The sequence below is a fragment of the Streptomyces corynorhini genome (genome assembly GCF_003346515.1).
Taxonomy (GTDB): Bacteria; Actinomycetota; Actinomycetes; order Streptomycetales; family Streptomycetaceae; genus Streptomyces; species Streptomyces corynorhini.
Genome location: NZ_QQNA01000157.1, coordinates 26,912 through 38,331 on the forward strand (window position 1 = coordinate 26,912; position 11,420 = coordinate 38,331).

10 protein-coding genes are annotated in these 11,420 nt (G+C 70.8%); 3 read left to right on the forward strand and 7 right to left on the reverse strand.

Going from position 1 to position 11,420, the window contains the following annotated elements; translation table 11 throughout:
- Positions 1-12 precede the first annotated feature (12 nt).
- Positions 13-906 carry a SigB/SigF/SigG family RNA polymerase sigma factor gene (locus DVH02_RS20075; protein ID WP_114625213.1) on the forward strand — a complete coding sequence of 298 codons (894 nt, stop codon included), beginning with the start codon at positions 13-15 and terminating at the stop codon, positions 904-906.
- Positions 907-1,047: 141 nt separating this feature from the next.
- The gene (locus DVH02_RS20080; protein ID WP_233518339.1) at positions 1,048-1,554 is read left to right on the forward strand and encodes a hypothetical protein; all 507 of its coding nucleotides are present in this window, start codon (positions 1,048-1,050) and stop codon (positions 1,552-1,554) included.
- 72 nt (positions 1,555-1,626) lie between these two features.
- Here DVH02_RS20080 and DVH02_RS20085 read toward each other — a convergent pair whose 3' ends face one another.
- From DVH02_RS20085 to DVH02_RS20105, 5 genes are all read right to left on the reverse strand, one after another.
- Complete coding sequence (locus DVH02_RS20085) at positions 1,627-4,647, reverse strand: alpha-mannosidase (RefSeq protein ID WP_114625214.1); 3,021 nt, start codon at positions 4,645-4,647, stop codon at positions 1,627-1,629.
- A gap of 80 nt (positions 4,648-4,727) precedes the next feature.
- Positions 4,728-5,981: a glycoside hydrolase 5 family protein gene (locus tag DVH02_RS20090; RefSeq protein ID WP_114625215.1), complete on the reverse strand. Its 1,254-nt coding sequence runs from the start codon at positions 5,979-5,981 to the stop codon at positions 4,728-4,730.
- Positions 5,982-6,037: 56 nt separating this feature from the next.
- Positions 6,038-6,898: a carbohydrate ABC transporter permease gene (locus DVH02_RS20095; protein ID WP_199566351.1), complete on the reverse strand. Its 861-nt coding sequence runs from the start codon at positions 6,896-6,898 to the stop codon at positions 6,038-6,040.
- Complete coding sequence (locus DVH02_RS20100; RefSeq protein ID WP_114625216.1) at positions 6,895-7,764, reverse strand: carbohydrate ABC transporter permease; 870 nt, start codon at positions 7,762-7,764, stop codon at positions 6,895-6,897. The genes DVH02_RS20095 and DVH02_RS20100 overlap by 4 nt, the downstream gene beginning before the upstream one ends.
- 79 nt (positions 7,765-7,843) lie before the next feature.
- Positions 7,844-9,133: an ABC transporter substrate-binding protein gene (locus DVH02_RS20105; RefSeq protein WP_114625217.1), complete on the reverse strand. Its 1,290-nt coding sequence runs from the start codon at positions 9,131-9,133 to the stop codon at positions 7,844-7,846.
- Positions 9,134-9,499: 366 nt separating this feature from the next.
- Here DVH02_RS20105 and DVH02_RS20110 point away from each other — a divergent pair, with 366 nt between their 5' ends.
- The gene (locus tag DVH02_RS20110) at positions 9,500-10,540 is read left to right on the forward strand and encodes a LacI family DNA-binding transcriptional regulator (RefSeq protein WP_114625224.1); all 1,041 of its coding nucleotides are present in this window, start codon (positions 9,500-9,502) and stop codon (positions 10,538-10,540) included.
- Positions 10,541-10,585: 45 nt separating this feature from the next.
- Here DVH02_RS20110 and DVH02_RS20115 read toward each other — a convergent pair whose 3' ends face one another.
- Together DVH02_RS20115 and DVH02_RS20120 are read right to left on the reverse strand one after the other, a co-directional pair.
- On the reverse strand, positions 10,586-10,846 hold the full coding sequence (locus DVH02_RS20115) for a hypothetical protein (RefSeq protein ID WP_114625218.1): 261 nt from the start codon (positions 10,844-10,846) through the stop codon (positions 10,586-10,588).
- Positions 10,847-10,910: 64 nt separating this feature from the next.
- Positions 10,911-11,312, reverse strand: a complete 402-nt coding sequence (locus tag DVH02_RS20120) for a hypothetical protein (protein WP_114625219.1) — start codon at positions 11,310-11,312, stop codon at positions 10,911-10,913.
- Between the last annotated feature and the right edge of the window lie 108 nt (positions 11,313-11,420).

The window sequence follows — 11,420 nt, forward strand, 5'->3', positions numbered from 1 at the left end:
AGGAGTGAAGTCATGACGACCACAACTGTGCGTGCTGCCGAGGTGGAGCAGGCGGAGGGCGTCCTGACCCGCGGTTCGACAGCACCCGTCGAAGCCCTGCCGTATATCGAGGACCCGAGCCGGGTCGCGCCGAAGGACGCGCGGGCTCTGTCGAAGCTCTTCTTCGACCAGCTCCAGGTCCTCGAAGAGGGCACGCACGAGTACCAGTACGCGCGCAACACGCTCATCGAGATGAACCAGTCGCTCGTCCGGTTCGCCGCGGGCCGCTTCCGCAACCGGGGCGGCGGCGACATGGAGGACATCCTCCAGGTCGGCACGATCGGGCTGATCAAGGCCATCGACCGGTTCGACCTCTCGCGTGAAGTCGAGTTCACCTCCTTCGCGGTCCCCTACATCGTCGGCGAGATCAAGCGCTTCTTCCGCGACACCAGCTGGGCCGTCCACGTGCCGCGCCGCCTGCAGGAGCTGCGCGTCGAGCTGGCGAAGGCCAAGGAGCACCTGGCCAGCTCGCTGGACCGGGACCCGACCGTCAAGGAACTCTCCGAGCTGCTCGGCATCACGGAGGAAGAGGTCGTCGAGGGCCTGGTCGCCACCAACGGCTACACCGCCGGCTCGCTGGACATGCCCGCGGGTGACGAGGGCGGCACGGGCGGCGGTGGCCGTACCTTCGCCGATGTGCTGGGCGAGGCGGACCCCGCGATGGAGAAGGTCGAGAACCTGCACGCCCTGGCCCCGCTGCTGGAGCAGCTGGACGAGCGCGAGCGCGGCATCGTGGAGATGCGCTTCGGCCGGGAGATGACCCAGTCGCAGATCGGCGCCGAGCTGGGCGTCTCGCAGATGCATGTGTCGCGGCTGCTGAACCGCATCATCGCCCGGCTGCGCTCGGGGATGCTCGTCGAGGAGTGAGCGGACCGCACGGTCCGGAAATTCTTTCAGCGGGGCGGATCCCCGGGGACGGCGCGCACGGCGTCGTTGCCCGGGGATCCGCGCTGTGTGCTGTTACATCTCCCGGAGCGGAATGATTCGTTCGCCCCGGGAGGCGGTACTTTGCGCGATCACGAAGGGACCGCCGAACGCGCCGAACGCCTGCAGCGGCTGCTGTTCGGCGGGGTCTACGGCACGGTCCTGGCCAGCGCCCTGGCGGCGGCCCTGGACCACGACGGCGGCCCCGAGGCCCCCGGGTACGACGCGGTGTGGGTGCTGCTGGCCGCGCTGGCGTCGGCGGCGGCCCACGGCTACGCCCATACGATCGCCCGGCAGACGGCGGAGCGGACGGGCGTCACCGCCAGCACCGCGCGCTCCGTGCCGGCCGAGTGGCCGCTGCTGGGCGCGGTCCTGCCGACGGTGGCGGCGCTGCTCGGCGCGTACGCCGGGTGGTGGGACGAGGGGGCCGCGATCGACGTCGCGCTCGCCCTCAACACGCTCGCCCTGTTCGGCTGGGGCTACTGGGCCGCGCGGGTCGCGGGCCGGGGCCGGGGGGCCGCGTGCCGGGTCGGCGGGGTGGACATGCTGCTCGGACTGTTCATCATCGGGGCCAACGTACTGAGCAAGTGAGAGGCCGCCCCGTGCCAGGAGGCGGCCACCCCGGGCCGGGGCGCCCGCCTCCTGGCTCGCCTGGACGGACCGTCAGCCGCGGCTCAGCCGCAGAGTGATCAGCTCGAACGGGCGCAGCGAGAGCCCGACCGTCCCGCCGTCGAGCACCGGGGGCTCGGTGTCCGCGAGCGGGCGTTCCAGCAGGTCGGTCACGGCGAGGGCGGTGGCCTCGAAGCCGAGGTCGACGCGGGCCCTGGCCCGGCCGCCGGTCGACTCGTAGAACCGGACGACCAGATCCCCGCTGCCGTCGTCGGCGAGCTTGACCGCGCTCACCACGACGGCGTCGTTGTCGACGCCGACCAGCGGAGCGACGGCCGTGTCCGCGCCGGTGATCCGGCGCTCGGGCAGGTTGATGCGGTATCCCTCGCGGACCGCGTCACCGATCGCCGCGCCGGGGGCCAGGGCATGGTGGAAGCGGTGGACGCCCTGGTCGGTCTCCGGGTCGGGAAAGCGCGGGGCGCGCAGCAGGGAGACGCGGACGGTGGTGGTCGTACCGCCGTCGGCGGCGCGGACCGTACGGGTCACATCGTGTCCGTACGTCGAGTCGTTGACCAGCGCGACCCCCCAGCCGGGCTCCTCCAGATGGACGAAGCGGTGGTTGCACGCCTCGAACTTGGCCGTCTCCCAGCTGGTGTTGGTGTGCGTGGCGCGGTAGACGTGGCCGAACTGGGTCTCCGAGGCGTACCGCTCGGCGTGGATGTCCAGCGGGAAGGCCGCCTTGAGGAACTTCTCGGTCTCGTGCCAGTCGACCTCGGTGTCGATGTCGAGCCGCTTGGCGCCCGGCGCGAGGGTGAGCAGCTGGGTGACGCGCGAGTCGCCGAAGGTGCGGACGACCCGGACGCCGCCCGCCACCGGGGCGAGTTCGTCGAGGTCCGTGAGGTCGGTGACGGTGTTGCGGTAGAACGCGTCGACGTCCCAGGCGTCCCACTGGTTGGGGAAGTCGGGGTGGACCTGGAGCAGGTTGGCGGCCTCGCCCGGGGCGACGGTCTCGCGCTCCGCGCTGATGTCGTACGCCGAGACCACCAGGCCGCGGCCGTCGATCTCGACCTCCAGCAGCCCGTTGCTCAGCGCGTACCCACCGCCCTCGCGCGGCGTCAGCTCCACGCCCGCGACCGCTGCGGCCGGTCCCGCGGCGCCGGCCGGGACGCCGCCGCGCGCGTGCGGGGCGGAGTTGAAGACCAGCTCCGTGGCGCCGGAGGCGTCACCGGCCAGGGCGCGCTGCGCGGTGTCGACGATGGCGTTCAGCTCGGCGGCGAGGCCCGCGTAGGTCTTCGCGGCCTCGCGGTGCACCCACGCGATCGAGGAGCCGGGCAGGATGTCGTGGAACTGGTGCAGCAGCACCGTCTTCCAGATCCGGTCGAGGTCCTCGTACGGGTAGGCCGCGCCGGTCCGCACGGCGGCGGTGGCGGCCCACAGCTCGGCCTCGCGCAGGAGGTGTTCGCTGCGCCGGTTGCCCTGCTTGGTCTTCGCCTGGCTGGTGAGCGTGGCGCGGTGCAGCTCCAGGTACAGCTCGCCGACCCAGACCGGCGGGTTCGGGTACTCGGCCTCCGCCTTGGCGAAGAACGCGGCGGGCGCCTCCCACTCGACGGTGGCGGAGCCTTCGAGGTTCTTCAGCCGCGCCGACTTGGCGATCATCTCGCGGGTGGTGCCGCCGCCGCCGTCGCCCCAGCCGGTGGGCGCCAGCGAGTGCCGGGCCACGCCCTTCTCCTTGAAGTTCTTCGCGGCGTGGGCCATCTGCTCGCCGGTCATGGAGCAGTTGTAGGTGTCGACGGGCGGGAAGTGCGTGAAGATCCGGGTGCCGTCGATGCCTTCCCAGTCGAACGTGTGGTGCGGGAACTTGTTGATCGTGGACCAGGAGATCTTCTGGGTGAGCAGCCACTTGGAACCGGCGGCCTTGATGATCTGCGGCAGTCCGGCGGCGAAGCCGAAGGTGTCCGGCAGCCACGCCTCGTCGTTCTCGATGCCGAACTCGTCGAGGAAGAACCGCTTGCCGTGCACGAACTGACGGGCCATCGCCTCGGAGCCCGGCATGTTGGTGTCGGACTCGACCCACATGCCGCCGGCCGGTACGAACCGGCCCTCGGCCACGGCCTTCTTGACCTTGGCGTAGACCTCGGGGCGGTGCTCCTTGATCCAGGCGAACTGCTGCGCCTGGGACATCGCGAAGACGAACTCGGGCTCGTCCTCCAGCAGCGCCGTCATGTTGGCCGTCGTACGGGCGACCTTGCGGACGGTCTCGCGCAGCGGCCACAGCCAGGCGGAGTCGATGTGCGCGTGGCCGACCGCGCTGATGCGGTGGGAGGTGGCCGGGGCGGGGCTGGCGAGCGCCCCGGCGAGCTGCTCGCGGGCCGCGGCGGCGGTGCCGTTCACGTCCTGGAGGTCGATGACGTCGAGCGCGCGGCTGATCGCGCGCAGGATCTCCCAGCGGCGGGCGCCCTCGACGGGGAGTTCGGCCATCAGCTCGCCGAGCACCTCGAAGTCCTGGATCAGCTCCCAGACGGTCTGGTCGAAGACCGCGAGGTCCATCCGGGCCAGGGTGTACTGCGGCTCGCTGCCCGCGGTCTCCTTGTCGCCCAACCGGGTCGGCAGGAAGGGGTGGTAGTCGAGGATGACCGGGTTGGAGGCGGCCTCGATGTGCAGCAGGACCTCTTCGCCGCCGGCGACGGGCGCACCGATCCGGACCCACTGGTTGCGCGGGTTGAGGCCCTTGACCGGGGTGCCGTCGGGCCGGTAGACGAGGCCCTCGCACTGGAATCCCGGCATGTTCTCGTCGAAGCCGAGGTCGAGGATCGCCTCGACGGTGCGGCCCGCCCACTTCTCGGGGACGGTGCCGGAGACCCGGAACCAGCTGGTCCCCCAGGGCGCGCCCCACCGGTCGCCGACCGCCACCGGTTCGACCGGTCCCGCGAGCCCCTCGGCCACGGGTACGGGTTCGCCCGGCGCGTTCCAGACGGCGATCTCCAGCGGGATCGATTCGGGGTAGAGGGCGGGCCGGACGCGCTCGTCGAGGACTCGCTTGAGACGGCCTTCGACGAGGCTGCGGTCATCGTGCATGCGGGTGCTCCTGAGGTGCGGAGGTACGTATGGGTGCGGTGGACGCGGAGTACGCGGAGTACGCGGAGTACGGGCCGGGGTTACGGGACCTGGTGCGGACGGACTACTTCGGTGATACCACGGGCCGCGAGATGGTCCTGGTCCGCCGCCCTGCTCGCGAGGACCGCCGCGGGCCGGACGCCCGCCTCGGTGAGCCGGGCGAACGCCTCGAAGAACGCCCCGCCGGGGGCACAGGTGGACCGGGCGGGCCCGGTCTCGTCGTCGCCGATGTCGACGGCGAGCGCGGTGGTGCGGGGCGCGGGCGCGTACGGGCGGGCGCGCCGGTCGGCGACGATCCGGGCGATGGCCTCGCCGGCCGGTTTGACCTCGCGGTCGTTGGTGAGCAGTCCGAGGCTGTACTCCAGCTCGGGGAAGTCCGCGAGAGAGCGGGAGACGTCGTGCGAGCACCACCAGGTGACGCCCCAGACGTCCGCGCAGTCCAGCGCGTTGTCGACGGTCGCCTCGGTGAACGCGGCCGCGCGCTCGGGCGCGATCAGCGGCGCCGGGGCGCCGACCTCCTGGAGCCAGACCGGGCGGTGGGGTTCGGCCGCCCACGCCTTGGCCAGCTCGATCAGGTACGCGGCGTGGTGCTCGGTGGCGCTCGCGGTGGGGCCGTGGCGCTGGGCGGTGCCGTTGAACACCCAGGAGTGCACGGCGGTGACGCCGCCGAGCCGGGCCGCCTGCGCCGGGGTGAACGGGTGGTCGTCCAGGTACCAGGCGGCGTCGTACTCGGCGTGCAGATGGAGCTTGCCGGGCGCCCCCTCCTCGCAGGCGTCCAGCAGCCGGCGCAGCCAGGCGTCCGCCTGCGCGGGGGTGATGCGGTCGGGGTCGGGGTGCGGCGGGCCGGAGAACTGGTTGATCTCGTTGCCGATGGTCATGCCGATGAAGTTCGGCCGGTCGGCGAGCGCGGCGGCCAGCGTACGGAGGTACGTGGCCTGTCCGGCGACGACATCGTTGTCAGTGAAGAGGTTGCGCCGGTGCCAGGTCTGCGTCCACGCGGGCAGGAAGTCGAAGCTGGACAGATGGCCCTGGAGCCCGTCGACGTTGACGTCCAGACCGCGTTCGGCGGCGGCGTCCGCGAGCTGGACCAGCTGGTCGACGGCGCGGGGCCTGATCAGGGTGCGGTTGGGCTGGAACAGCGGCCAGAGCGGGAAGACCCGGATGTGGTCGAGCCCGAGTCCGGCGATGGAGTCCAGATCGGCGCGTACGTCGTCCAGGTCGAAGTCCAGCCAGTGGTGGAACCAGCCCTGGCTGGGCGTGTAGTTCACGCCGAAGCGCGGTGCGGTGGGGCTCATACGGACAGCGTTCCTGTTTCTCACGGCCGGCGGGCGAAGGGGTGCGGGTGCGGCGGTCAGCCCTTGACGGCGCCCTCGCCGACGCCCCGGAAGAAGTACTTCTGGAGGCAGGCGAAGAGCACGATGAGCGGTGCCACGGCGATGATGGTGCCGGCGGCGACCAGCCGGGGGTTCTGCGCGAACGTGCCGTGCAGATAGTTGAGCCCGATGGTCAGGGTGAAGTTCTCCGGATCGCTCAGCACGATCAGCGGCCAGAGGAAGTCGTCCCAGGCGCCCATGAAGGAGAAGATCGCGACCACCGCGATGGTCCCCTTGACGGCGGGCAGCGCGATCCGCAGGAACCGCTGCCAGACATTGGCACCGTCCACGAAGGCCGCTTCCTCGATCTCCTGCGGCAGGTTGAGGAAGGCGTTGCGCATCAGCAGGACGTTCAGCGCGCCGATGGACCCGGGCAGCAGCACACCGAGGAGGGTGTTGTTGAGACCGAGGTCCCGCATGGTGGTGAACTGGGCGATGATGATGCCCTCGACGGGGACGAGCATCGCCAGGATGAACGCGAGCGTCGCCGCCTTGCGTCCCCGGTAGCGCAGCCGGGCCAGCGCGTATCCGGCGAGCGCGGCGCCCACGCAGTTGGTGACAACGTTGGCAGTGGCCACCTTGACGGAGTTGAACGCGTACTCCCAGACGGGGATGACGTCCGCGACCTGGCGGTAGTTGTGCAGGGTGGGATCGCTCGGGAAGAACGACGGCGGGGAGCTGTAGATGTCCTCCGTCTGGCCCTTGAGCGAGGTGGACAGCTGCCAGACGAACGGACCGACCATCAGGGCCAGTACGGCGAGCAGCAGGGCGTAGCGCAGCACGAGCTGCCAGGGCGGGACCCGGCGGCCCTCGGCGTCGGTGACGTGCGGGATGCTCACGCGTCCTCCTTGCGGTCGGCGCGCAGCACCAGCAGCATCAGGGCGACCGTGACGCAGAAGACGACCACGGAGATGGCGGAGGCGTAGCCGACCCGGCCGCTCAGTCCGGTGCCGACCCGCTGGACGAGCATCACCAGCGTGGTGTCCTCGCCTGCCGGGCCGCCGGTGGGGCCCGCCATCAGATAGACCTCGGAGAAGACCTTGAAGGCGGAGACCGAGGAGAGCGCGCCGACCAGCACCATGGTGGAGCGGACGGCGGGCACGGTGACGGTGACGAACCGCCGGATCGCTCCGGCGCCGTCCACCGCGGCGGCCTCGTGCAGCTCGCGCGGTACGTTCGCCAGCGCGGCCAGATAAATGATCATGTAGTAGCCGAGGCCCTTCCAGACCGTGACGGCCATCGCGCTCAGCAGCAGCAGCCACTGGTCGCTGAGGAAGCCGATCCGGCCGATGCCCACCGTCTCCAGGAGCGAGTTGACCAGGCCCCGGTCGTCCAGCATCCACACCCAGATCAGCCCGACCACGACGATCGAGGCGACCACCGGGGTGTAGAAGGCGGAGCGGAAGAAGGAGATGCCGGGGATGTGCCGCTGGACGAGCATGGCCAGCAGGAGCGGCAGCAGGACCAGCGCGGGAACGACGCCGACGATGTAGAGCGTGCTGTTGCGCAGCCCGATCCAGAACATCTCGTCGTGCAGCAGCTCACGGAAGTTGGCGAGGCCGACGTACTTCCCGGGTATCAGGGTCCGCTTGTCGGTGAACGAGTTGATCAGGGTGCTCAGGAAGGGATAGAGACTGAAGGCGCCGATCACCAGCAGTCCCGGAGCTGCGAACAGCCAGGGACTGATGGTCAGTTGGCGCCTGATCCCACCGGCGGTCCCGCCGCGGGGTCCGGGGGAAGTGCCCTGGGGGCGGTGGAGCGTGTCATGGTGCGGGGCTCGGCTCTCAGCTCTGCTGGAGGAGGCGGTCGCAGGCCTTCACGGCCTGGTCGAGCGCCTCCTGGGGGCTCTGCTTACCCTGGAGCGCCTTCGCGACCTGGTTGCGCAGCTCGGTCTTCATCTGCTCGCTGAACAGGACAGGCGTGTAGTTCTCGGCCTTCTTCAGGGACTTGGCGGCGGCGATACGGACCCGGGTCTCGTCCGTGCCGTCCTCCTTCGTGAAGTACGGGTCGTCCAGGGAGCCCTTGGTGCTCGGGAAGATGGCGACCTGCTTGGCGAAGGACATCTGGCGGGTCGCGTCGGTGACGTAGTGGGCGAAGGCCACGGCGGCGGGCTTCTCCTTGGTCTTCGCGTTGACCATGACGCCCATGACGTACATGTTGACCTTGCCGGTGCTGCTGATCTGGTCGGTGATCCCGATGTTCTTGTAGAGGTTCGGGGCGTTCTTCTTGAAGTTGTCCAGGTCGAACGCGCTGCCCGGGTTCATGGCGACGGACTCGGTGAGGAACTTGGTGCCGGCGCTCTCGGGCGTCGCGGTGAGCGCCTGCGGGTCGAGCGCCTTGTTGTCGAACATCTTCTTGTAGTTGGTGAGCATTTCGACGCCCTTGGCGTCGTTGAAGGCGAATCCGGTGCCTTCCTTGTTCATCAACTGGACGCCGTAGCGGCCGAAGTCCTCGACGGTGGGCACCTGGGCGAGGGTGGCGATCTTGCCGTCGCTCTGCTTGGCCAGCTTGAGGCCGTCCTCGAAGAGCTGGTCGTAGGTCGTCGGCGGCTTCTCGGGGTCGAGGCCGGCCTCGCTGAAGAGGCGCTTGTTGTAGAAGGTCGGACCGGTGTTCAGGTACCAGGGGAAGCCGTAGGTGCCTTCCATGCCCGGTATCTGGTGGCTCTTCCAGGCACCCGGCAGATACTCCTTGCTGAACGCGGACGAGGTCTTGTCCTTGTCCAGGTCCAGCGCGAGCCCGGCCTTCGCCAGCGGCGTGACCAGGTCGGGCGAGACGTTGACGACGTCGGGCAGCGTGCCGCCCGCGGCGTCCGCACTGAGCTTGTCCGCGTAGCCCTCGGCCGGCCTGTCGACCCACTTCACCTTCGTGTCGGGGTACTCCTTCTCGAAGTCCTTGATGACTCCGTTGAAGTAGTCCTTGAAGTTGGCCTGGAGGTTCCAGGTCTGGAAGGTGATCTCGCCCTTGACCGCGCCGGACGCGTCCGAGGACTCGTCGTCGGATCCTCCGCAGGCGCTGAGGGGCAGGACGGTGGCGAGAACAGCGGCGACGGCTACTGCTCTTCGGGAGATACGCACGGTGAAACGGCTCCTTCGCTCGGACCAGGCGTGCGGACTGCGGGCCGGGGGAGCGAGCCTCCGGTCACTGATGTCCAGCAGACCTTGCAATGTAGTTGTCTGAAAGTCAACAGAATCTTTGCGGCAAAGGTGGATCTGACCGACAACCCAGCAGGTCAGAGCCCCGATTTTGCCTTTCTTGCAGTGATGACTAATGCGCTTTAGAATGCTGGTGCTCAAGCGCATTAGTCCGGGGTCCACCTGGCTCGTCCGGCCGGACCGGAAGAGCCCGCGAAGCCCCTGCGGAGAGGGACCCGGGTGGCAGTGAACCGACCGTCGGCCAAGAACACCCCGACGGCCAGGCGCACCCCCGCGCGCCGCCCGACGATGAAGGACATCGCCCAGCGCGCCGGGGTCTCGGAGAGCGCCGTGTCCTTCGCGCTCAATGACCGTCCCGGCGTCTCCGAGGTGACCCGCGACCGGGTGCGCCGGGTCGCCGAACAGCTGGGCTGGCGGCCCAGCACGGCGGCCCGCGCGCTCTCCGGCGAGGGTTCCGCCACGGTCGGCCTGGTGCTCGCCAGGCCCGCGGCGACCCTCGGGGTCGACTCGTTCTTTCTCCAACTGATCTCCGGCATCCAGGAGATCCTGTCAGATCGCCAACTCGGCCTGCTCTTCCAGGTGGTGGAGGACGTGGAGGCCGAATGCGCGGTCTACCGCCGATGGTGGGCCGAGCACCGGGTCGACGGTGTCCTCATGGTGGACCCCAGGACCGCCGACCCGCGGCCCGGTCTCCTCGATGAGCTGGGACTTCCGGCCGTCGTCATCGGCGCGCTGCCCGGCACGCGGGACGACGCGAGCGGGGGCGGGGGCGCCCCGCCGCACCGCGGGCTGTCCCAGGTACGGGCCGACGACGCGGGCGCGATGGCCGCCGTCGTGGGCCGGCTGCACGAGTTGGGCCACCGCAGGATCGCGCACATCGCGGGGCTGTCCTCGCTCGCCCACACCGAACGGCGCATCGGATCGCTGCGCGGCGAGGCCGAACGGTACGGACTGGCCGAGGTGCGCTCGCTGACCACCGACTACTCCGACACCCAGGGCGGCGAGGTGACCCGCCGGGTGCTGGCGGGGCCCCGCCCGCCGACCGCGCTGATCTACGACAACGATGTGATGGCGGCGGCCGGCGCGGCGGTCACCACGGGGCTCGGGCTCCGTGTCCCGGACGACGTCTCGATCGTCTCCTGGGAGGACTCGGCGCTGTGCCGGCTGGCGCGCCCGTGGCTGACGGCACTCTCCCGGGACTCGGTCGCCTTCGGCCGGATCGCCGCCGGAGAACTGGCCGCGCTGCTCGACGGCGGCGCGGCCCGCACCGTACAAGTGCCGCTCCCCCGGCTGATCGAGCGGGAGAGCACGGCCCCGGCACGGGACTGAGCCGGTCGTGCCCGCGGGCGCGACCGGCTCGGCGCGGAGCGGTGGTTACCTCAGGTCCTCACGGCCGGGGCGCTCGGCGCGCTCCGGTTCCGCGGTCCCCGACGCGGCGGCCGAGGTGACAACGGACGAGGTGGCGGCGGCCGTCGCGGCGACGGGTTCGGCGACCGGTCCGGCCTCCGCTCCCCGCCCCCTCGGTCCTCCCGAGCCTCCCGAGCCCACGGCCCGCAGGCGGGACGCCGACTCGTCGGCACGTGCGGCCTCGGCGCGGATCATGGCGCTGAGCGCGGCGAAGAGATCAACAGGCATGGCGGTGTCCTCACGATGTGTCGATGACGGTGCTGGAACGGCTGCTGACGGTGCGTCGCACCTGTCAGCAGCGCAGCACCGCACAACGCGAGGAGCCCGGCACGCGCGGGGTCACCGCGGGGCCGCACGGCGTGGTGTACGGGGCGGGCTCCACGGCGCGGGAGCCGAGCGGGGCCGGGGGCTCGACCCTGGCGCGGCCGGCCCGCTGGATCCGGGCGGGCGTGGCCTGTTCCGTGTCGGCCGTGTCCTGCTGCACCTCGCCCTGCCCGTCGCCCGAGGGATCACGCGATCCCGTCAGGGGCGGGGGCGGTGGCGTACCCCGCACCGCCGCCGCGCAGGGTTCGAGCGCCATGCCGAGGAAGGCGGCCAGCACCAGGAGGAGGACCAGCACGCCCCGGCGCCGCGCGGCGGCGTGGCGGGCCGCCGCGGCGGCGCCACGGGGAACGGCGAGCACGGTACGGCGCATGGGCACGACCTCCTGGACATGCCTCACCTGCCCGGGTACGCACCACGCCCCGTCCTGCTACCGTCGGAAACAGCCCGCACGGGGGACGGGAGCTACGCCGTGTCCGGC

What these genes read in the sequence shown, in the direction of transcription:
- DVH02_RS20075 (WP_114625213.1), top strand. Translation starts at nt 13, where the DNA reads ATGACGACCACAACTGTGCGTGCTGCCGAGGTGGAGCAGGCGGAGGGC.
- DVH02_RS20085 (WP_114625214.1), bottom strand. Translation starts at nt 4,647, where the DNA reads ATGCACGATGACCGCAGCCTCGTCGAAGGCCGTCTCAAGCGAGTCCTC.
- DVH02_RS20090 (WP_114625215.1), bottom strand. Translation starts at nt 5,981, where the DNA reads ATGAGCCCCACCGCACCGCGCTTCGGCGTGAACTACACGCCCAGCCAG.
- DVH02_RS20110 (WP_114625224.1), top strand. Translation starts at nt 9,500, where the DNA reads ATGAAGGACATCGCCCAGCGCGCCGGGGTCTCGGAGAGCGCCGTGTCC.
- DVH02_RS20115 (WP_114625218.1), bottom strand. Translation starts at nt 10,846, where the DNA reads ATGCCTGTTGATCTCTTCGCCGCGCTCAGCGCCATGATCCGCGCCGAG.
- DVH02_RS20120 (WP_114625219.1), bottom strand. Translation starts at nt 11,312, where the DNA reads ATGCGCCGTACCGTGCTCGCCGTTCCCCGTGGCGCCGCCGCGGCGGCC.